Genomic DNA, 21,198 nt, shown 5'->3' on the forward strand with positions numbered 1-21,198 from the left:
GATTGTGCCGACACGGACCTCGCCGGGGCGAGCGGATACGGGGCTGATCTCAGGCCGCGTTCTCCGCGAGGTACGGGGCCCACTGGGGGTCACCCACGACGTGCGCGCCGATAAGCCGCCAGTGCACGCCGCGCGGCACCACCGGGGCGACGTTCAGCGTCCAGCCCAGCTCCTCCAGCAGCCTGTCGGCCTTGCGGTGGTTGCACGTCGTGCACGAGGCCACGCAGTTCTCCCACGTGTGGGGGCCGCCGCGCGAGCGGGGGATCACGTGGTCGATGGTGTCGGCCCGCTGGCCGCAGTAGGCGCACCGGTAGTCGTCCCGGCGCATCAGCGCGGTCCTGGTCAGCGGGATCCGCGACCGGTAGGGGATGCGGACGTAACGACGGAGCCTGATCACCGACGGCACGTCGACCGTGCGGCTCGCCGAGCGGAGCACGGCGCCCCGCCCGTCGCGGTGCACGACGTCCGCCTTCTCCCGCAGCACCAGCACCACGGCGCGGTGCATGGGGAGGGTGGTCAGGGGTTCGAAAGTGGCGTTGAGCAGAAGGACCTGGCGCATCAGCGGGCCTCTCCCGCCGTGCGTCGCGTCGTCTCGGGGGGCACGCCGTCGCGTGCCCCGGTTGGCGGCCCCTCTTGGGGCCCGGGCGCTTCCGTCACGAGGACCTCCGCCGGACGGCCCAGCGGATGGTCACCACGGCACCGTCCTGGACCAAGTTTGACTTCTGGACCGGTGTGCCCGCCACTCATAAACGACTGGAGGGACTCCTGGTGCTTTTATGCCCCCATTACCTGTTCTTCACTCCTCCGAAGCTCGTTCGGTACGCCTGGCGCGCAAGCGGTGTCCCGTTGTCCGCCGGAGGTCGTAGGGTTCCAGCCATGACGCGACAGCCGTACCCGCCCGCCCGCCGTGACGACGTCGTCGAGGACCTGCACGGCACCCCCGTTCCCGACCCCTACCGCTGGCTGGAGGACCCCGACGACCCGGCCACCGCCGCATGGCTGGCCGCCCAGGAGAGGCTCTTCACCGCCGAGATGGGGGAGCTCCCGGGACGGGAGCGGTTCAAGGCCCGGGTCGCCGAGCTGCTGAAGTCCGGTTCGGTGGGCGCCCCGGTCTGGCGGGGCGAGCGGCACTTCTTCATGCGGCGCACCCCGGAGCAGGAGCACTCCGTGCTGTACACCGCGGACCCCTCCGGCGCCGAGCGGGCGCTGCTGGACCCGATGGCGCTGGACCCGACCGGGCTGACCACGCTGGACGCCTGGCAGCCCGACAAGGAGGGCCGCCTGCTCGCCTACCAGATCTCGGTGGGCGGCGACGAGGAGTCCAGCCTCTACCTCATGGACGTCGCGACCGGGACCCGCATCGAGGGTCCGATCGACCGGTGCCGCTACTCCCCCATCGCCTGGCTGCCCGGCGGCGAGGCGTTCTACTACGTGCGCAGGCTGCCCGCCACGGAGGTCCCCGCGGGCGAGGAGCAGTACCACCGCCGCGTCTACCTGCACCGGGTCGGCACCTCCACCGAAGAGGACGTGCTGATCTTCGGGCACGGCATGGAGAAGACCAACTACTACGGCGTCGGGGTGTCGCGCGACGGCCGGTGGCTGCAGATCTCCGCCTCCCGGGGCACCGCTCCCCGCAACGACCTGTGGACCGCCGACCTGGAGGCCTCCTCCCCCGAGGCTCCGGAGCTCGTCGTCGTCCAGGAGGGCGTCGACGCCCAGACCGGCCTGCACTTCGGCCGCGACGGCCTGCTCTACGTCTTCACCGACCGCGACGCCCCCCGCGGGCGGATCTGCGTCACCGACCCCGCCACGCCGCAGGCCGAGCACTGGCGCGACCTGATCCCGCAGGACCCCGAGGCCGTGCTCTCGGACTTCGCGATCCTCGACGACCTCGACCGGCCGGTCATGCTGGCCGGCTGGACCCGCCACGCGATCAGTGAGATCTCCGTGCACGACCTGGCCACCGGTGAGCGGACCGGCGAGGTGCCCACCCCCGGGCTGGGCACGATCGGCGGCATCAGCGAGCGACCGGAGGGCGGCCACGAGGCCTGGTTCGGCTACACCGACAACACCACGCCGCCCACCGTCCAGCGCTACGACGCCCGCACCGGTGAGACCTCCCTCTGGGCCGCCTCCCCCGGCGCCGTCGAGGTGCCCGCGGTCACCACCGAGCAGGTCGTCTACCGCTCGGCCGACGGCACCGAGGTCCACATGCTGGTGATCTCCCCGCCCGGCGCCGAGGGCCCCCGCCCCACGATCCTGTACGGCTACGGCGGCTTCGGCATCTCGATGACCCCGGGCTACTCGGCCTCGATCCTGACCTGGGTGGAGGCGGGCGGCACCTACGCCATCGCCCAGCTGCGCGGCGGAGGCGAGCAGGGGGAGGACTGGCACCGCGCCGGGATGCTCGCCGGCAAGCAGAACGTCTTCGACGACCTGCACGCGGCGGCCGAGCACCTGATCGCCGGCGGCGTCACCACCCCCGACCGGCTGGCCATCTCCGGCGGCTCCAACGGCGGCCTCCTGGTCGGCGCGGCCCTCACCCAGCGCCCCGACCTCTACGCCGCGGTGGCCTGCTCGGCCCCGCTGCTCGACATGGTCCGCTACGAGCTCTTCGGCCTCGGCGCGACCTGGAACGTGGAGTACGGCTCGGCCGAGAAGCCCGACGAGTTCGCCTGGCTCTGGTCCTACTCCCCGTACCACCGGGTCCGCGAGGGCGTCTCCTACCCGGCGACGCTGTTCACCGTCTTCCAGTCCGACACCCGGGTCCACCCGCTGCACGCCTGGAAGATGTGCGCGGCCCTGCAGCACGCCCAGGCGGCCGACCGGCCGGTCCTGCTGCGCAACGAGGCCGAGACCGGTCACGGCGCCCGCGCGGTCAGCAAGACCGTCGACCTCGCCGCCGACCAGCTCACCTTCCTCGCCCACCACACCGGCCTGACCGCCTGAGGGCTCCCCGCCCGTCCCGGCCGTCCGGAGCCGATTCCCCGCCCGCCGGGACGGGCGGGGACCGCCCTCGGTTCCGGCGGGAAACCGTCGGCGTCGGCGGTTACCGTCGAGGGGTGGACGAAGTCGTGACGACCGGCGGCCTGACCTACGCCGCAGCCGAGCCGAGCCCCGCCCTGCGGCCGTACGTCAGGCAGCTTTCGGCCTACTCCGAGCGCTACGACACCCCCCTCGAGCGTCGGCAGCCGCCGTTCGCCGGCATCGTGCTGATCTTCGGCTTCGGCGCGCCGCTCGGCCTGGACGGTCCCGGCGGGGCACGGAGGCTGGCGTCCTTCGCCGGCGGCCTCCACGAGACCTACGTCGACACCGTCACGACCGGCGCGGCGGAGGGCGTGCAGGTCGACCTGACTCCGGCGGGGGCGCGGCGGCTGCTGGGGATTCCGCTGAGCGAGCTGGCCAACCGGGTGATCCCGCTGGAGGAGGCGCTCGGTCCGTGGGCGGGCACCGCGGTGGAGCGGCTGGCCGGAGCAGGTGACCGGCACGCCCGCCTGGCGCTCCTGGACGGACTGCTCGCCCGGCGGATCCACACGGCCCCCCACCCGGACCCCCGGGTCGGCTGGGCGTGGAGCCGGCTCGTGGCCACCGGCGGCGCGGCGGGCGTCGCGGCACTGGCCCGCGAGCTCGGCTGGAGCCACCGGCACCTCGTCGCCCGCTTCCGCGACCAGATCGGCCTCACGCCCAAAGCCGCCGCCCGGGTGCTCCGCTTCGAGCACGCCCTGGACCGCCTGCGCGGCGGCGCCCGCCCCGCGGACACCGCCGCGGCCTGCGGTTACTACGACCAGGCGCACATGAACCGCGACTTCCGGACGATGGCCGGGGCCAGCCCCGGCGAGCTGGTCAGGTCCTGGACCGCGGGGCGGGCGATCGTCCCGGGCTGAGTTCCGCCTCCAGGTCAGATTCTTCCAAGCCCCGCGGCGTCCCCTCTCTGCACACTGGCAGGACCGCGCAGACGACCGCGGAGAAGGAGGAACGATCATGCGAACGGTCTATCCACTGGTCCGCTACCGCGATCCGGCGGCGGCGATCGAGTGGCTCGTCAAGGCGTTCGGGTTCGAGGCCGGGGACGTCTCCACGGACGGCGACGGCACGATCACGCACGCCGAACTGACCGTCGGCACCGGAATGATCATGCTGGGTGCCGGGGAGCCCGGCGGCCAGGGGGTCTACGTGGCCGTCGAGGACCCGGACGCCCACCACGACCGCGCGGTGTCCGCCGGGGCGGAGATCACCTCCCCGCTGACGGACCGGCCCTACGGCTCGCGGGAGTACGCCTGCAAGGACCCCGAGGGCTGCCAGTGGTACTTCGGGACGTACCGGCCCTGACCTCATCCGGTGCCCGTCCTCCGCGGCGGGGCCCTCGGCCCGGAGTGCGGTCCGGCGGGGCGGCCCTAGCGGGGGAAGACGATCGTCTTGTGGCCGTCGAGCAGCACGCGCTGCTCGGCGTGCCACTTGACCGCCCTGGCCAGCACGAGGCACTCCACGTCCCGGCCGATGGCGACCAGGTCCTCAGGGGAGTGGCTGTGGTTGACCCGGGCCACCTCCTGCTCGATGATCGGCCCCTCGTCCAGGTCCGACGTCACGTAGTGAGCGGTGGCCCCGATCAGCTTCACCCCGCGGGCGTGCGCCTGGTGGTACGGCTTGGCGCCCTTGAACGACGGCAGGAAGGAGTGGTGGATGTTGATCGCCCGCCCGGCCAGCTTCTCGCAGAGGTCCTGCGAGAGCACCTGCATGTAACGGGCGAGCACCACCAGATCCGCCTGGTAGTGCTCGACCAGCGTCAGGACCTCCGCCTCCTGCCTCGCCTTGGTCTCCGGAGTGACCGGCAGGTGGTGGTAGTCGACGCCGTGCGACTGGGTGAGCGGGCGCAGGTCGGGGTGGTTGGAGACGACCGCGACGATCTCGATGTCGAGCAGGCCGGAGCGGACCCGGTGCAGCAGGTCGTTCAGGCAGTGGTCGAACTTGCTGACCATGATGAGCACGCGCGGCCGGACCGCCGCGGCGCGCAGGTTGACCTCCATGCCGAACTCTGGGGCCAGCGCGGCCAGGGCGGCGCGCAGCTCGTCCTCGGGCACCGGCGCGGAGAACTGCACCCGCATGAAGAACCGCTCGCTGTCCCGGTCGCCGAACTGCTGGCTCTCGGTGATGTTGCACCCGTACCCGGCGAGCATCCCGGAGACGGCGGCGACGACCCCGGGGCGGTCCGGGCAGGACAGCGTCAGGACGTACTCGGCAGCACTCATGGCCTCCACCTTCGCGCGGGTCGGATCGTTCGGGCGCCGCGGGACCTGGTCCGGCCGGCGGCCGCGTTCTCCGCGTCCGGCCGGCACCGGTCCGTCCCGGCGGCCGCGGGAACGAGGTTACCCGGGTCCGCCGCCAAGGCGGGCCTCCCCGTCGCTCCGCGGCCGGTTCGGCACCGGCCGTCCCGCATCCGGGTGCTATGTTCCGCGGCCTCCGGGTATCTATGTCCGGTGACCGATCATCCCCGAGGCACGGACGGAGACGACACCGACGCAGACACGCAGCCCGCGTACGGGACCCGCACGCGAGAAGCCGGAGGCCCAGACGGCTGACGTGGGGTGGGAACCGTGGACCTCGCCGCGCTGACGGCGCTCGCGGCGCTGTTCGCGATCGTCACGGGGGTCAACGACGGCGGCGCGCTGCTCGCGACCGGCCTCAAGATCCCCAGCATCCGGCCGGTGACCGGCGTGCTCATGATGATGACCGCGGTCGCGCTGGTCCCCCTGGTGACCCACCGGGTCGCGACCACCTTCGCCACCCGCCTGACGGTCGTGGGAGGCCCCGCCGGGCGGATCGTCATGTCCGTCGCGGTCCTGTCCGCGCTGGCCGTCGTCATCGTCCTGAGCAACCGGGGACGGCCCACCAGCCTGACCCTCGCCATCGTCGGCGCCCTCACCGGGGCCGGTCTGGGCTGGGGAGTCCCGGTCTCCCCGCGGACGGTGCTGTTCGTCCTCGCCGTCGCGCTGGCGGCGCCCTTCGTCGGCGCGCTGCTGGCGGTCCCGGTGCGCCGCGCGCTGTCGCGGCTGGGGCACACCCGGCTGCTGCGGCGGTGGCACCGGGCCGGGTTCACCCTGCAGTGCCTGGCGTACGCGGCCAACGACGGCCAGAAGATGCTGGCCGTCTTCATGCTGGCCCAGGGCTTCTCGGAAGCGCATCTGCCCACCTGTGTCGCGATGGCCGGGATGTTCGGAGCCGGCTCCGTGTACGGCCTGCCGCGGGCCGGCCGTACGCTCAGCCGGGAGATCATCGCCTCGCGGCCGCTGCACGGGGTGACCGCCGAGCTGGCCAGCGGCACCGCGGTGCTCGGCTGCGCCGCGCTCGGGGCGCCGGTGAGCATGACCCAGACCATCGCCGGGGCCCTGATCGGAGCCGGGATGACCGGGAGCGCCGGCCGGGTGCGCTGGCACGCCACACTGAAGATCGTTCTAGCCTGGATGCTGACGCTGCCGGTGAGCGGCCTGCTCGCCGCGGCGGCGGCGCTCATCGTCAGAGGGGTGGTCGCTTGAAACGGTTACGCCGCATCCGGGACCTGATGACCGGCCACATGGACAGCGCGCTCACCGACGCGCTGATCGGGCAGCTGGAGGCGACCAAGCAGGGGGCCTGGCTGGCCGTGTCCATGATCGGCGGCGACATCCGCAGGGCCGACGCGCACGAGGCGATGCGGGAGATCGAGCACCGGGGCGACACCGAGCGCGCCCGCCTGGTGGAGGAGCTCTCCGGCGCCCTGATCACCCCGATCGACCGGGAGGACATGTTCCGGCTGTCCCGCTCGATCGACGACGTCCTGGACTCCCTGCGGGACTTCGTCCGCGAGTCGCACCTCTACCGGGTGCGCGAGCAGCGGCGCTTCGCGCCCATGCTGGACCAGGTGATCACCGGGATCGAGGCCCTGGAGACCGCCGTCCACGACCTGGCGTCCCGGCCCTCGGCGGTCACCGGCGACGCGCTGGAGGTGAAGAAGGCCAGTGGCGCCCTCCAGCGCATGTACCAGTACGAGATCGCCCAGATCTTCTCCGGCGAGATAACCTCCGAGACCATGAAGGAGCGTGAGCTGGTACGCCGCCTGGAGGTCGTTGCGAGCGCCATCGGCGACGCCGCCGACGCCATCGCCGACGGCGCGATGAAGCGCTGAGCGATGGCGGAGGTGAGCGATCGGCCCGCGGCGCGGGTGGTCTGCGTGGACGGGTCCGGCCGGGTGCTGCTGATGCACTGGCGCGACGCGGTGAGCGGGCAGGCCCTGTGGGAGCCGCCGGGCGGCGGGATCGACCCGGGTGAGACCCCGCTGGAGGCCGCCCGCAGGGAACTGGCGGAGGAGACGGGCCTGCCCGGTGCGGCGGTGCTGGACAGGTGGCTGCCGGTGCGCCGGGACTTCACCTGGCTCGGCGTCCGCTACGTCAAGACCGAGCGGTTCTACCTGGCCAGGTTCGACCGTGCCCCGCAGGTGCGTCCCGGCCGGCTCACCACCGAGGAGGACGCCGCCCATCTCGGGTCGGGCTGGTTCCTCCCCGAGGAGATGCCCGGCCTGCCGGACGCGGTGGACCCGCCCGGCCTGCCGGAGATCGTCTCCCGGCTCACGCTGCTGGGATGACCCGGCCCGGACGCCGGCGCTCAGACGCCGGCGCTCAGACGCCTGAAAGCGCGGCCCATGACGGCGGTGCCGCCGGGCAGGTCCGCGAGGCCGAACAGGCGGTTGCGCAGTGCTATCCGCCAGGCCTGGTGCGGGACCATCCAGCGGGCGGCCCCGCGGCCGCTTCTCTGCTTGCCCAGGGCGAACGGGCGCATCCGGCGCTCGTAGCGCTCCAGCGCCGCCTCGACGCCGGCGCCGAGCAACTCGGTGGAGAGCAGGTGCGCCCCCGCCATCGCCATCGACGACCCCTGGCCCGCCATGAGCGAGACCGCGTGGGCGGCGTCGCCGAGCAGGGTGACCCGCCCCCGGGTCCACCCGGGCATCCGGATCTGAGCGACCTGGTCGTAGTAGGGATCCTCCGGGCAGTGCGCCAGCACCCGGTCCACCAGGCCGCCCATCCCCCGGTAGCGGGACGTGATCTCCGCCCGGGTGTCGGCGGGCAGGGCCGTCCCCGGTGAGGCGTGGACCAGCCATGCGGCGAGGTCTCCGCCCCGCGTCGGGTAGATCCCCGCCTGCCGGTCCGGCACGCCCACCAGGAGGGCCCTCCTGCCCACCTCCTCCGCCAGTTCGGCGTCCCGGACCAGGTAGGAGGCCGTGTGGTAGCCGAGCAGGCGCAGGTAGCGCTCCTCCGGACCGAAGACCAGCCGCCGGACCACGGAGTGCAGGCCGTCGGCGCCCACCAGGAGGTCGGCGCGGTGGACGCTCCCGTCGGTCAGCTCGACGTCCACTCCGCCGGGGACGTCCCGGATCGCGGTGACGCTGGTGCCGTACCGGATCTCGGCGCCGGGGTCCAGCGACGACCGCAGGATCCTCTCCAGCTCGCCGCGCATGATGCTCAGCACGCGCCCGCCGGCCATCGCCCTGGCGGAGTCGTAGCTCAGGCCGCCGGCCCGCCTGCCGTGCCCGTCGAGGTAGACGATCTCGGCGATGTCGGCGGAGACTCCGTGCAGCTCGGCGAGGATGCCCATCCGCTCGGCCACGTCGTAACCGGCTCCGAAGAAATCGATCATGTAGCCGTCGTCGCGCGGCCCTGCCGCCCGCTCGACGAGCGTCACCTCGGCTCCGGCCCGCCGCAACCACCACCCCAGCGTGAGCCCGGCGATTCCGGCGCCGCAGATCAGGACCCTCATGACGTCTCCTCTCCCTTGCCGAACAGACCGTCCCGGTAGACGCTCAGCACCTCCTCCGCCCACCTGCTCGCCCCCTCGGGAGCGAGCGGGTCGACGCCGAGGACGTCGGCGAGCTGGTCGCGCAGGAGCAGCAGCACCAGGTCGTTGACCATGAGGAAGGCCGTACGGACCTCCGGGTCCCGGCCCGGGGCGAGGACCCCGCGCTCGACGAGCTTCCCGGTCATCGCCCTGCTGGCCGCGAACCACCGGCGGAACACGGCGGTCCCGGCGGGATCGCCGGACAGCAGCAGCCGGCGCAGGTAGGCGGGGACCGGCGAATCGGGCGGAAGCTCGGCCAGGAGCACCTCCGCCATGGACGCTCCGTCGGACAGGTCGAGCTCACCCCTTGCCGCTCCGGCGAACAGGCCGTCGAACACCGACGCCACGTGGTCGTCCACCGCGGCGCGGAGCCCGTCCTTCGAACCGAAGTGATGGATGACGAGGCCGGGTGAGACCTCCGCCGCCGAGGCGATCTGGCGGACCGTCACCGAAGCGGGTCCCTGCGCCGCGAACAGCTCCAGCGCCCGGTCCCGGATGACGGCCCTGGCGGTACGATCATCTCGTGCTGAACACATGTTTAATAAACTAAACGATCGTTCAGCGCAAAGCAAGAGCCACCCCTGTCACGAGTGACGACTCCGCGAGGAGTCGCGCCCCCGTCGCAGCTCTCGACCGTCACGGCACGAGCCGGGCGACGGGAGGAAAGATCCTCAACCAGGAGGTAGAGGACCACCCCGACGGGAGAGGATCCTCCACCCGGGGCGATACGGCCGCAGGTCCACCCCGCAGTCGACCGGGGAGGCATTCCCTTCCGGAGGGGGAGGACGACTCCCCCGGGAGTGGTTCTCTCCACCCCTCCGGGGAGCGGTTTTCTTCACCGCCGACAGGACCCCCCTTCATCTCCGACAGGAGTCCGGCTCCCACGCGACCCGGTTCCAGGGCTCGTCGACGACCCGGACCCCGGCATGCGGATCACCGGCGCATCCGGGTGGTCTCATCGGAGGGAGAGCGGAGGGGCCGACCCTCCGGCACGGGGCGGCCGCGCGGGCGGCGGGAGGCCCGGCCATGCGACGGCCACCGGCGCCCGCCCGGCAGGAGGTGGGACACCCGGACGGGCGCCGGGGCGTTCCGACCGATGCAAGCGCCCTTCTCAGCCCACGTGCGCAGCGCTGGCGGCACCGCTCAGTCGGGCGACACCGGGCTTGTGCACGATGATCCTTTTCATCGCACCCCCCCAAAAAATCGACATGGGTACGAAGAGTAAGTATTCCGGCATCCCCTGGAATCGCAATGACGAAAAACGGATCAGTACAGCATTGGAATTATTTAGGCAGGACGGACATCGTGTCTTTCAGATCTTTTTCCCAATACAGCACGACGTATCCCCCGCGCTCCTCCCTGCGGATCTCACGCCAGCCGTACTTGCGATAGAGCCCGATCGCAGCATGCTGGTTCAGCGTGGTGTCGCAGAGGAGCCGGACGTAGCCCAGCTCGACCGCCCGGGCTTCCAGGGAGAGGACCACCTGGGCGCCGTATCCCCGCCGCTGGAACTCCGGATGCACCCGCAGCCGACACATCTCGGCCGTTTCGTCGTCGATCCGGCGCAGCCCGCCCATCGCCGCCACGCGGCCGCCGATCTCCCCCACCAGGAACTCCCCCCGGTCGGCGAGGTAGACCTCGTTGATCCGCGGGAAGTCGTCGTCGTACCAGACACCGTCTCCGGGGGCGAGGCCGACCTGCGCGAGGCAGATCTGGTGCAGCGCGCAGACGGCCTCGAGGTCAGACCAGCGGTAGCGTCTGATCCTGAGGCTCATGCAGTCGGCACTTCGAGCTCGGTCACCGAGGCGGTGCGCAGCGTCTCCAGGTATGACTTGAGGCGGGGATGGCCAGGGGCCTTGGCCTCGACCGCCCTCGCCACCTCCTGCGCACGCTGCATGAGGATGTCCGGCCTGCACCCGTCGCCCAGGCCTTCGATCGTCGCCTGGGCGATCGTGAGCGCCTCCTCGACGTCGCCCTCCATCAGCTTGCACCTGGCCCGGTCAAGCCTGATCAATGTGGGGTCGAGCCAGTCGGAGGGGCCGTACTTGGTGAGCGCCTGCTCGAGGATGAGGTCGGCCTCCATCGCCTGGCCCAGCCTGACCAGGGCGTCCCCCTGGTGGAAGTAGAGCTGGCGCTCGGTGTAGCCGAAGGCCGCGTCCTCCTTCTGGTCGGCGGTCATCTGGGAGAACGCCGACCGGGCCCGGGACAGCGCCCGCTTGGCCTGGTCGACCACGTCCTTCTTGCCCGAACCCGAGAGCATCGCCAGCGCCCGGGCCTCGACCACCGGCGCCATGGCCTGGGCCGCACACGGGGTCTGGCCGGCCAGGTCGCCGCTCTTCTTGGCGAGGTTGAGCGCCTCACGCGGGTCGCCGTAGTAGAGCGGGACCAGCGCCTCCCGGGCCGTGACCCAGGCCCGCAGCGCGCGGTCCCCGGTCTCGTCCGCCGCCATCCTGCCGGTCCGGAAGAAGGACCGGGCCATCCGGTGGTCACCCAGATTGATCATGATCATGCCGCTGAGCCCGGACAGCTGCGCCGCCATCCGGCAGAGCCGTTCCTGCAGGTCCACGGGCTGCCGACGCTCCATCGCCTTGCGCACGGCGCTGAACTCCAGCAGCACGTCGCACAGCAGGCGGAGCGGCGGCGTGTTCATGTACTGCCGGCCGAAGCCGACGGCGGCCTCCTCCCACTGGTCGAGCATCGCCGGGGAGACCGTGGCCGACACCAGGGTGCCGTCCATCCTCCTGCGTATGTTGTCCACCGATCCGAGCACCTGGCCGTCCAAGGCGACACTGCCGCCGGCCAGAAGGCCCAGAAGCGTTCTCCGTAGCACGTTCTCGTCCTCCTCGCCCCCGTCCACCGAAGGGTCGCCGTCGACCTGAGGTGGGATCCACCGCTCGCGCGGCCCAGGGGAAGCTTCGGGTTTCTCATCCTGGAGATCGCCTCGGACGACACCGGGCATCTTGTGGCCGTGGCCGCAGATGCACGGGCCCTCGTATCCAAGGGCGACCGGTTCTACCCGGTAGACGGTGCACAGATAGTGGAGGTATTCGGGACCGGGCCGCTTCAGCCCGCTCTCGTAGGCCGAGAGAAGCGTCTCCCCGATGCCGGGCGCCGGCTTCCCGTCGCGCTCGAACAGCGCCCTGACCTGTTCGATCACGTCGGCGAGCGCGATGCCGTGCGCGAGACGATGACCCTTGATCCGCGTGGTCCCGAACTGCGGACCGCACTTCTCGTGGATCTCCTCGGCTATCTGCGCCGAGCCTCGTCCCGCGGCCAGACCCCGAGCTCGGATCCGCCGCGCCAGCTCTGTCTCTCTGTGCTGCCTGCCGGACATACCGGCCCCTCTCTCGTGACCAGCTGGGCGGGCTGGCACACTTACATGTCCTGACCGGTCCTCTCCTGCTGACTCAGTGTGACCATAGCGTCGCACTGCGCCTACTGAGAATGATGGACCACCTTTGACTCATCCGGAACCAGCGAATAGAGCCATCGGCTAAGGATCGTCTCCCCCCGGACTGCTTCTTTCAACCTACTTGGGAGAACGTCCACCCTGATCTTGGATTTCGCGCCGTTGACCACCGCGCCGGTGTGAGACATCTTTGGCCAACCAGCACTGATTCGCCTGATCGCAAGAATGCGATTCGGTGCCGGCCGAACCCAAGGAGGAGGGACGAGGTGCAGGGAGACGACTTCGCACATCTGGAGCGATTGGTGTCAGAACTGGGCGCTCGAGGGCTGCACGCCCGCGTGGTGCGGAGCCAGACGGGTCGCGTGTTCGTCCGCGTGATCAACCCGAACGCGACCAGCCTGGCGGAGAACGTCACCTGCCGCGCCCAGGCCGCGCCCAGCCATCCCGACTGGTACTACTGGTGGTCCTGGGGCGAGCGGATGCACACGGCGGAGGACCCCGCCGGTGCCGCGACCAAGGTCGCACGCGTACTCGCCGCGGTGGGGGATTGACCACGGCGGCGGACCGGCACGCAGCGCAGCCGTACCGGTCCGCCGCGCCCACCGCGGCCCGGCCGGGCCGGCGGGGTGACCGGTGCGGAGCGTCCTCGGACGCTGGGCACCCCGCCGGCTTCGGAACACAGAGCCGCCGTCCGGGTCCTCCCGGACGGCGATCGGGGAGAGATCCCTCCCGCGTAGCGGTACGGGACACGCTTCCGGGTGCGTGCCCCGTCCGTGCCGTACGCCACCGGAGCGTCCGGATCCGCCCCCCGCGGCCCCGGACCGGATGCCCCCGTCTTCCCCGGCGTGATGTGACGGCGGCCGCTTCTGTCGGCAATATTGGGGACGTCGATGACTTCCCCATTGCCGACCGAACCGATCCGGGAGGGATCCTCTCCGTGTTCCTGCTGTCCCCCAGCCCTTCTCCCACCCAGTCGCCGACCCCGGACCCCTCATCGACACCCCCCACCTCGGTCCTGGAACTCCCCCTGCAGATGACCGAGGGCCTGAGCAGGGCGTGCAAGAGCAGCGGCGAGGCCGACATAGTCTGCGACCTCGTGTCCTCCGTCCTGCCCGCGGCCTGGGCTCCCGTGGTCGGCGGCCTGATCGCCATCGCGCTGATCCTGGTGATCGCCTTCGTCCTGCGCAACGTCGCCCACCGCCTGATCACCCGGGTGGTGCGGCGCGCCTCCTCGGGCAACTCCTCGCTCGCCGGGCGGCTGCGGGGCCGGCAGACGGTGCAGCCGGAGGGACTCGACGCGGTCGCCGCGGAGCGGCGCAGGCAGCGCTCGGAGACCATCGGCTCGGTGCTGCGCTCGGTCTCCTCGATCGTCATCATCGGCACCGCGATCCTGACCGTCCTGGAACGGCTCTCCGTCCCGATCGCCCCCCTGCTGACCAGCGTCGGCATCATCGGCGTGGCCCTCGGCTTCGGCGCCCAGGAGCTCGTCAAGGACTTCATCGCGGGCATGTTCATGCTCCTGGAGGACCAGTACGGCGTCGGCGACGTGATCGACGCGGGTCCCGCGACCGGCACCGTGGAGGCCGTCACGCTGCGCATCACCCGCCTGCGCGACGCCGACGGCCGCGTCTGGTACGTCCGCAACGGCACCATCACCCGGGTCGGCAACGAGTCCCAGGGCTGGTCCCGCGCGACCGTCGACGTCCCGGTCGCCTACAGCGCCGAGGTGCCCGCCGTCCGCGAGATCCTCTCCCAGGTGGCCGGGGAGATGTGGGAGGACCCCGCCTTCCGCGACTCCGTCATCGTCGAGGAGCCGCAGGTCTGGGGGATCGAGCAGATCTCCGACACCGCCTTGGTCTTCCGGATCAGCGCCAAGACGATCCCGTCCCGCCAGGCGGAGGTCGCCCGGGAGATCCGCCTGCGGGTGAAGGCCGCCCTGGACCGGGCGTCCATCACGATCGCCGGCTGACCCGCGCGGCGGAGCCGGCCCTCAGCACCGGTCGCTCCGTCCGCGGCGAGCGGGGAAGCATCCCGCCGCGCCGGTCGTTCTGACCGACGGCGGTGGGACGCGTCCCGCCCCGCAGACCCGTTCGCGGCGGGCGACGCCCGCCGGATGACCCCTTAGGCTGAAACCGTGTCAGGTACCACCGAGGAATCCCAGTCGTTCTACGACGCCGTCGGCGGCGAGGAGACCTTCCGCCGTCTCGTCCGCCGCTTCTACGAGGGGGTCGTGGACGACCCGCTGCTGTGGCCGATGTACCCCGCGGAGGACCTGGCGGGGGCCGAGGACCGGCTGAGCCTGTTCCTGATGCAGTACTGGGGCGGGCCGGGCACCTACAGCGAGCGGCGCGGCCACCCTCGGCTGAGGATGCGGCACAACCCGTTCGTGATCGGGGGCGCCGAGCGGGACGCGTGGCTGCGGCACATGCACGACGCCGTGCTCTCCCTGGAGCTCCCCGAGGAGCTGGAGAAGCGCCTGTGGGACTACCTCGTCTACGCGGCGCACAGCATGGTCAACGCACCCGACGCGTGACGCGCCCGACGCATAAAGGCCGCCGGGCCGGGGCAACCCCCACACATGGAAATCCCCTGGTGGCGTGATGCCGTCGTCTATGAGATCTACGTTCGCAGCTTCGCCGACGCCTCGGGAGACGGCGTCGGCGACCTGGCCGGCGTCCGGCAGCGCCTGCCGTACCTCGCCGAGCTCGGCGTGGACGCGATCTGGCTGACCCCCTTCTACCGCTCCCCCATGGCCGACGGCGGCTACGACGTGGCCGACTACAGGGATGTGGACCCGCTGTTCGGCACCCTGGAGGACTTCGACGCGATGGTGGCCGAGGCCCACCGGCTCGGCCTGCGGGTGCTCGTGGACATCGTGCCCAACCACAGCTCCTCGGAACATCCGTGGTTCCAGGCGGCGCTGCGCGGCGAGGGCCGCGACCGCTACGTCTTCCGGAACGGCGGGGAGCTGCCGCCCAACAACTGGCAGTCGACCTTCAGCGGCCCGGCCTGGACCCGGCTCCCCGACGGGCAGTGGTACCTGCACCTGTTCGACTCCGCCCAGCCGGACTTCAACTGGCGCAACCCCGAGGTGCACGCCGAGTTCCTCGACGTGCTGCGGTTCTGGCTGGACCGGGGGGTGGACGGGTTCAGGATCGACGTGGCGATGGGCCTGTACAAGGCCGAAGGGCTGCCCGACACCCCGCCCGAGGGCCAGGCGTTCAAGTCCGAGTCGCCCATCTGGAGCCGCCCGGAGGTCCACGAGGTCTACCGGGAGTGGCGCAAGGTGCTCGACTCCTACGGGGGCGAGCGGATGGCCGTCGGGGAGGTGTGGACCGACTCCGCCGAGGACCTCGCGCTCTACGTCCGCCCGGACGAGCTGCACCAGAGCTTCAACTTCGCCTGGCTGCAGGCGCCCTGGTCGGCCACGGCGTTCCGCAAGGTCATCGACGACACCCTGGCCACGGGGGAGGCGCACACCTGGGTGCTCTCCAACCACGACGTGGTCCGCCACGTCACCCGTTACGGCGAGGGGCTGCCCGCCTCGACCACCGGGCTCGCCCGGGGGCGGGCCGCGCTCCTGGCCATGCTCGCCCTGCCCGGGTCGGCATATCTCTACCAGGGGGAGGAGCTCGGCCTCCCGGAGGTGACGGACCTTCCCGCCGAGGTCCGGCAGGACCCCATCTTCATCCGCTCGGAGGGCACGCTCCCCGGCCGGGACGGCTGCCGCGTCCCCCTCCCGTGGTCCGGTGTCGCCGAGCCGTACGGGTTCTCCCCCGAGGGGGTGGCGCCGTGGCTTCCCCAGCCGGCGGAGTGGGCCGCGCTGACGGCCGAGCGCCAGTCGAACGACCCCGGCTCGACGCTCGCCTTCTACCGGCAGGCGCTGCGGGCCCGGCGGTCGCTGCGCGGCACGCTCCCCGACCTGGTCACCTGGCTGGGCTCCCCCGAGGACGCGCTCTTCTTCGCCCGCGGCCCGCTGACGTGCGTCGTCAACTGCGGTTCGGAGCCGGTGCCGCTCCCGCCGCACGACCGGGTCCTGATCGGCAGCGCCCCGGTGGAGGGCCACCTGCTCCTCCCGGACACGGCGGCCTGGCTGCACACGCCGTAGCGCCCCGCTCCCCCGAGGACGGGGCCCGCTTCCTCCGGTGCCCCGTCCCCGGCCTGACTGTGCGTGTCCTGGACGGCCGGGGCACCTCGTCCCTGGCCGGACTACGCCGTCTCCTGGACGGCCAGGGCGCGGGCGGCCAGGATCTCCGCCTCATCGGCCTCCAGGCCGATGCCGAAGACCTCCTCCAGTACGGCGTGCAGCTTCCCCGGCTCCAGCCGCTCCCCGTCGAGTTCGAGGCCCTGCAGCCGGCGGCGGACGCCCGCGGCCGTCTGCTGGATGATCGGGTGCCTGACGAACGGCGAGGTGGGGACGGTGGAGGTGTAGTGGTTGGCGACCTCGAAGTCCGCCGGGTAGTGCGTCTCGACCCGGAAGGAGTACAGCGCGATCCAGCCTTCGGGGCGCAGGCCGTGCAGCACCCACTCGTCGCCGTCCCTGCCGAGCCGCCAGTCCCAGCCGTCCACCGAGGAGAGCGCCCCGTCGGCGAGCGGCACGGGCTCCAGCAGCCCGTCTCCGCCGAATCCCACATCGGCCAGATGGGTCGTGCCCTCGACCTCGACCAGGAGCATGGCGTGCGAGCGCGGGCGCCGCCGGTCCTCGCCCATCCTGACCCTGGCCAGCAGCCGGGTCACCGGGTAGCCGAGCCGTTCCAGCACCGCGGCGAAGAGCAGGTTCTGCTCGTAGCAGTAACCGCCCCGCCGGGAATCCACCAGTTTGCCCTGGAGGCTGTCGATGTCCAGCCGGACTCCGCGACCCAGGATCACGTCGAGGTTCTCGAACGGGATCGCCGTCACGTGGGCGCGGTGCAGCGTGCGCAGGGTCTCCGCGGTGGGGTCGAGCGGGCCCTGGTGGCCGATCCTCCGGAGGTAGGCGGTCAGGTCGACGCGTTCGACGCCCCACTCGGAGGCGAGAGTGTTCTCCGTCATGCCCTCCATCATGACCTTTCATGACATGCCGGAGGTGTCATTCGATCATCTGGGTCCGGCGTCCTGCGGGCCTTCCGCGGTGAACCTGCTCAGATAGGCGATCTCGTCCTGGTTCAGCCGCCGGGGGGCGCCCTTGGCCACGTCGTAGGCCACGAGGATCGAGCGGGCCCGGACGAAGACCTCGTCGTCGTCGCGGATCTCGTAGTCGAGGGTGAAGCGCACCGGGCGGATCTCGGTCACCCAGGTCTCCACCCTGACCGGGTCGGGCCGGAAGGTGAGGGGCCGCCGGTAGTCGATCTCGTGCCTGGCCACGACGAGCCCCTGGAACGGGGCGATGCCCTCCCGGTGGGGATCGACGTGGAACAGCCCGAGGCGGGCGTCCTCCAGGTAGTCGAAGAACCGCACGTTGTTGACATGACCCAGCGCGTCGATGTCGGCGAACCTGACGGCCCGGGGGAAGACGTGCCGGTGCGCGCGGCCGGTGTCGTTCGTGGTTTGTTCGAGCACACCCAGAACCGTAGCGGTCCCCGCCGCCTCCGCCCGGCGGCGGGGTTGCGGGGACCGCGGCGGGCGGGTCAGTCGCGGGTGAGCTTGCGGTAGGTCACCCGGTGCGGACGGGCCGCGTCGGCGCCCAGCCGCTCGATCTTGTTCTTCTCGTAGTCGGCGAAGTTGCCCTCGAACCAGAACCAGTTCGAGCCCTCTTCCCAGGCCAGGATGTGGGTCGCGATGCGGTCGAGGAACCACCGGTCGTGCGAGGTGATGACCGCGCAGCCGGGGAAGTCGAGCAGCGCGTTCTCCAGGCTGGAGAGCGTCTCGGTGTCCAGGTCGTTGGTGGGCTCGTCGAGCAGGAGCACGTTGCCGCCCTGCTTGAGGGTCAGCGCCAGGTTGAGGCGGTTGCGCTCGCCGCCGGACAGGACCGCGGCCTTCTTCTGCTGGTCCGGGCCCTTGAAGCCGAACGCGGCGATGTAGGCGCGGGACGGCATCTCGACCTGGCCGACCTTGATGTGGTCGAGGCCGTCGGAGACGACCTCCCAGACGTTCTTCGTCGGGTCGATGCCGCCGCGGCTCTGGTCGGCGTAGGAGATCTTGACGGTTTCGCCGATCACGATCTCACCGCTGTCCGGCGTCTCGCCGCCGGTGATCATGCGGAAGAGCGTGGTCTTGCCCACGCCGTTCGGGCCGATCACGCCGACGATGCCGTTGCGGGGCAGGTCGAAGGTGAGGCCGTCCATCAGGACCCGGTCCTCGAAGCCCTTGGTGAGCTTCTCGGCGCGGATGACCGTGGTGCCCAGGCGCGGGCCCGGCGGGATCTGGATCTCCTCGAAGTCGAGCTTGCGGTGCTTGTCCGCCTCGGCGGCCATCTCCTCGTAGCGCTGGAGACGGGCCTTGCTCTTGGTCTGGCGGGCCTTGGGGTTGGAGCGCACCCACTCCAGCTCGTCCTCCAGGCGCTTCTTGCGCTTGGCGTCCTTCTGGCCCTCGAGCTTGAGCCGGGCGGCCTTGGCCTCCAGGTAGGTGGAGTAGTTGCCCTCGTAGGGGTGGCACCGGCCGCGGTCGAGCTCCAGGATCCAGGTCGCCACGTTGTCCAGGAAGTAGCGGTCGTGGGTGACGGCCAGGACGGTGCCGGGGTACTTCTCCAGGTGGGACTCCAGCCACTGCACGCTCTCGGCGTCGAGGTGGTTGGTGGGCTCGTCGAGCAGGAGCAGGTCGGGCTGCTCCAGCAGCAGCTTGCAGAGCGCGACCCGGCGGCGCTCACCACCCGACAGCTGGGTGACCTCGGCGTCCGGAGGGGGGCAGCGGAGCGCGTCCATCGCCTGCTCCAGCTGGCTGTCGAGGTCCCACCCGTTGCGGTGGTCCAGGGCGTCCTGGAGCTTGCCCATCTCCTCCAGCAGCTCGTCGCTGTAGTCGGTGGCCATCAGCTCGGCGATCTCGTTGAACCGGTCGAGCATGGCCTTGGTCTCGGCGACGCCCTCCTGGACGTTGCCGAGCACGGTCTTGGACTCGTTGAGGGGGGGCTCCTGCTGCAGCATGCCGACGGTGAAGCCGGGCATGAGCCGGGCGTCGCCGTTGGACGGCTGCTCCAGGCCCGCCATCATCTTCAGCAGCGTCGACTTTCCGGTGCCGTTGGGGCCCAGCACGCCGATCTTCGCGCCCGGCAGGAACGACAGCGTCACGTCATCGAGGACGACCTTGTCACCGTGCGCCTTGCGCACGCGCTGCAGTGTGTAGATGTACTCCGGCATGCCTTCTAGCTTAGGCCCTGCGGGGGTCAGCTAGGGGCGTCCTGCTGGCCGGACGGCTGCGCGGGCGGCACGGACGAGGTGGCCGGCAGGTAGATCCGGTCACGGCCGAGCTCCTTGGCGTGGTAGAGGGCCAGATCGGCCACCGCGAGCAGCTCGATCAGGTCGTTGCCGTGCACGCTCATGACCGCGACACCGGCCGAGATCGTCACGCTGATCATGCTCCCGTCGACCGGGACCGCCATCCGCCCGATGCGCGACCGCAGCCGCTCGGCCACCCGCCGAGCCTCGGTCGTGTCGGCTCCGGGCAGCAGCACGACGAACTCCTCCCCGCCGAACCGGCCCACCACGTCGTATTCGCGGAGCTGGCTGCGGAGCGTCGTGGCCACCCCGACCAGGACCTGGTCCCCGATCAGGTGGCCGTAGCTGTCGTTGACCCGCTTGAAGTGGTCGATGTCGATGATCAGCACGGCGAGGGGGTCACCGGTCCGCCTGGCCCTGACGATCTCGGTGTCCGCCTCGCGCTGCCAGGCGGCGGCGTTGAGCAGACCGGTCTTCGCGTCGGTGCGGGCCGCGGCCTGGAGCTGGGCGTGGAGCAGGCTCCGCTGCAGCAGCACCACCGGCGGCAGCGCCAGCACCAGCAGCGTCAGGTTGATCCCGCAGGTGATGGCCACGATGACGCCGAGACAGAGCTCGACCATGTCCAGTGTCAGGCTCTCCCGGTCCCACAGCACCTCGCGCCAGCGGCTGTCGGGATTGGCGGTGTGCGCGGCCACGGCGATCAGCGCGGTGTTGAGCACCGTGAACAGGACCGCGCAGCCGATCGCGACGAGGATCGGCCATCCCCGGCCGGTGCTCAGCGCGGACGGGTCGCCGACGGCCGCGTGGAACAGCACCGAGGCCGCGCAGCCGGACAGCCCGATCGCCGCCGAGCTGAACACCCTCCGGTAGACGACCGTCTCGCGCACCCGTTTCTGCAGCAGGATCTGGAGCGGGATCGGAGCGACGAGGGCGTAGACCGGCGGCAGGAGCAGGGCGACGGGCAGCCACCAGGCGGACAGCAGGTCGCGGGCGACCCCGGCGGGCATCCCGAGCCTGCGGGTCGCCTCGATGCAGACCGCTCCGCACGCCATCAAGGCGGTGAAGGTCAGCGTGTCGGGCCAGCGGAGCGCGCTGGTCGTGGCGGAGAATGCGATCGCGGCCAGAGCCAGGGCCACGACCCCGCAGAGGTAGACGACCAGCGGGCGGCGCTGCCCCAGCAGGGGCCACCGACCGGCCAGGGTCGCCACGCCGTCACGTGGCTTGGCCGAGGTATGACTGGACGCCACCATGCAGTCCCCCTCTTTGGCTAACGATGTGTAACACAATAGTTGCGGGGTGTGCGCCATGCGATGGGAACCGCTACCTTGGGCGGAGTGAGCCGACATATCGGGTGGCTTGCGATGGACATCGCTCTCTACGCGACCGGAACGTGTGGGAAAGGAGCAGCCATGCTGCGGGGCGTGACCTGGACCTGACAGGTGCCTCGGCGTCTGAGACGAACCCGACCATCGGCCGTTTTCCCCCAGGTGATCCGTGCCCGCAGGGCGAGGCACCGACCGCGTCCGGCCGATGCCCCCTCTCCCCGCTCCTCCCGGCCCCCGCGCTCCCGCCGCAGGC

20 protein-coding genes are annotated in these 21,198 nt (G+C 71.4%); 10 read left to right on the forward strand and 10 right to left on the reverse strand.

Annotation, left to right across the window (positions count from 1 at the left end; genetic code table 11):
* Positions 1-49 precede the first annotated feature (49 nt).
* A complete protein-coding gene (locus HS048_RS29450) occupies positions 50-559 on the reverse strand; it encodes an HNH endonuclease (protein WP_068903643.1) in 510 nt (169 codons plus the stop codon).
* Positions 560-876: 317 nt separating this feature from the next.
* Here HS048_RS29450 and HS048_RS29455 point away from each other — a divergent pair, with 317 nt between their 5' ends.
* The 3 genes from HS048_RS29455 to HS048_RS29465 all read left to right on the forward strand — a co-directional run bounded on the left by HS048_RS29455 (position 877) and on the right by HS048_RS29465 (position 4,329).
* Positions 877-2,949: a prolyl oligopeptidase family protein gene (locus tag HS048_RS29455; protein ID WP_196469291.1), complete on the forward strand. Its 2,073-nt coding sequence runs from the start codon at positions 877-879 to the stop codon at positions 2,947-2,949.
* 113 nt (positions 2,950-3,062) lie between these two features.
* Entirely contained in the window at positions 3,063-3,884 is an 822-nt protein-coding gene (locus HS048_RS38985) for a helix-turn-helix domain-containing protein (RefSeq protein WP_196469292.1), read from the forward strand.
* A gap of 97 nt (positions 3,885-3,981) precedes the next feature.
* Positions 3,982-4,329: a VOC family protein gene (locus HS048_RS29465; RefSeq protein ID WP_068903638.1), complete on the forward strand. Its 348-nt coding sequence runs from the start codon at positions 3,982-3,984 to the stop codon at positions 4,327-4,329.
* A 65-nt stretch (positions 4,330-4,394) separates the two neighbouring features.
* Here HS048_RS29465 and purU read toward each other — a convergent pair whose 3' ends face one another.
* A complete protein-coding gene (gene purU, locus HS048_RS29470; protein WP_068903720.1) occupies positions 4,395-5,246 on the reverse strand; it encodes a formyltetrahydrofolate deformylase in 852 nt (283 codons plus the stop codon).
* A 336-nt stretch (positions 5,247-5,582) separates the two neighbouring features.
* Between purU and HS048_RS29475 the strand changes: the two genes are divergently transcribed.
* The 3 genes from HS048_RS29475 to HS048_RS29485 are packed head-to-tail and all read left to right on the forward strand — an operon-like array spanning position 5,583 to position 7,615.
* Entirely contained in the window at positions 5,583-6,530 is a 948-nt protein-coding gene (locus tag HS048_RS29475; protein WP_307832689.1) for an inorganic phosphate transporter, read from the forward strand.
* A complete protein-coding gene (locus HS048_RS29480) occupies positions 6,527-7,159 on the forward strand; it encodes a DUF47 domain-containing protein (protein WP_068903636.1) in 633 nt (210 codons plus the stop codon). Before HS048_RS29475 ends, HS048_RS29480 begins: the two co-directional genes overlap by 4 nt.
* Before the next feature lie 12 nt (positions 7,160-7,171).
* A complete protein-coding gene (locus HS048_RS29485) occupies positions 7,172-7,615 on the forward strand; it encodes an NUDIX hydrolase (protein WP_269435912.1) in 444 nt (147 codons plus the stop codon).
* 20 nt (positions 7,616-7,635) lie between these two features.
* Here HS048_RS29485 and HS048_RS29490 read toward each other — a convergent pair whose 3' ends face one another.
* From HS048_RS29490 to HS048_RS29505, 4 genes are all read right to left on the reverse strand, one after another.
* Positions 7,636-8,784, reverse strand: coding sequence for an FAD-dependent monooxygenase (locus tag HS048_RS29490; protein ID WP_068903632.1), 1,149 nt, complete (start codon positions 8,782-8,784; stop codon positions 7,636-7,638).
* Positions 8,781-9,398: a TetR/AcrR family transcriptional regulator gene (locus tag HS048_RS29495; protein ID WP_068903630.1), complete on the reverse strand. Its 618-nt coding sequence runs from the start codon at positions 9,396-9,398 to the stop codon at positions 8,781-8,783. Before HS048_RS29495 ends, HS048_RS29490 begins: the two co-directional genes overlap by 4 nt.
* A gap of 747 nt (positions 9,399-10,145) precedes the next feature.
* Positions 10,146-10,637, reverse strand: a complete 492-nt coding sequence (locus HS048_RS29500; RefSeq protein ID WP_068903628.1) for a GNAT family N-acetyltransferase — start codon at positions 10,635-10,637, stop codon at positions 10,146-10,148.
* On the reverse strand, positions 10,634-12,196 hold the full coding sequence (locus HS048_RS29505) for an XRE family transcriptional regulator (RefSeq protein ID WP_196469293.1): 1,563 nt from the start codon (positions 12,194-12,196) through the stop codon (positions 10,634-10,636). Before HS048_RS29505 ends, HS048_RS29500 begins: the two co-directional genes overlap by 4 nt.
* Positions 12,197-12,573: 377 nt before the next feature.
* Here HS048_RS29505 and HS048_RS29510 point away from each other — a divergent pair, with 377 nt between their 5' ends.
* The 4 genes from HS048_RS29510 (at position 12,574) to HS048_RS29525 (ending at position 16,379) form a co-directional block, all read left to right on the forward strand.
* Entirely contained in the window at positions 12,574-12,822 is a 249-nt protein-coding gene (locus tag HS048_RS29510) for a hypothetical protein (RefSeq protein WP_231647630.1), read from the forward strand.
* 386 nt (positions 12,823-13,208) lie between these two features.
* On the forward strand, positions 13,209-14,240 hold the full coding sequence (locus HS048_RS29515) for a mechanosensitive ion channel family protein (RefSeq protein ID WP_231647629.1): 1,032 nt from the start codon (positions 13,209-13,211) through the stop codon (positions 14,238-14,240).
* A gap of 165 nt (positions 14,241-14,405) precedes the next feature.
* Positions 14,406-14,804 (forward strand): globin, encoded by a 399-nt coding sequence (locus tag HS048_RS29520; protein ID WP_068903622.1) that lies wholly within the window; start codon positions 14,406-14,408, stop codon positions 14,802-14,804.
* A 45-nt stretch (positions 14,805-14,849) separates the two neighbouring features.
* Complete coding sequence (locus HS048_RS29525; RefSeq protein ID WP_196469294.1) at positions 14,850-16,379, forward strand: glycoside hydrolase family 13 protein; 1,530 nt, start codon at positions 14,850-14,852, stop codon at positions 16,377-16,379.
* A gap of 101 nt (positions 16,380-16,480) precedes the next feature.
* Here HS048_RS29525 and HS048_RS29530 read toward each other — a convergent pair whose 3' ends face one another.
* The 4 genes from HS048_RS29530 to HS048_RS29545 all read right to left on the reverse strand — a co-directional run bounded on the left by HS048_RS29530 (position 16,481) and on the right by HS048_RS29545 (position 20,870).
* The gene (locus tag HS048_RS29530; RefSeq protein WP_068903715.1) at positions 16,481-17,302 is read right to left on the reverse strand and encodes an arylamine N-acetyltransferase; all 822 of its coding nucleotides are present in this window, start codon (positions 17,300-17,302) and stop codon (positions 16,481-16,483) included.
* Between the two features lie 45 nt (positions 17,303-17,347).
* Positions 17,348-17,809: a thioesterase family protein gene (locus HS048_RS29535; RefSeq protein ID WP_196469295.1), complete on the reverse strand. Its 462-nt coding sequence runs from the start codon at positions 17,807-17,809 to the stop codon at positions 17,348-17,350.
* 68 nt (positions 17,810-17,877) lie between these two features.
* Positions 17,878-19,542 carry an energy-dependent translational throttle protein EttA gene (gene ettA / locus HS048_RS29540; RefSeq protein ID WP_068903616.1) on the reverse strand — a complete coding sequence of 555 codons (1,665 nt, stop codon included), beginning with the start codon at positions 19,540-19,542 and terminating at the stop codon, positions 17,878-17,880.
* A gap of 26 nt (positions 19,543-19,568) precedes the next feature.
* A complete protein-coding gene (locus HS048_RS29545; protein WP_068903615.1) occupies positions 19,569-20,870 on the reverse strand; it encodes a GGDEF domain-containing protein in 1,302 nt (433 codons plus the stop codon).
* Positions 20,871-21,198: the final 328 nt, after the last annotated feature.

It is taken from the genome of Planomonospora sp. ID91781, from assembly GCF_015711595.1.
Taxonomy (GTDB): domain Bacteria; phylum Actinomycetota; class Actinomycetes; order Streptosporangiales; family Streptosporangiaceae; genus Planomonospora; species Planomonospora parontospora.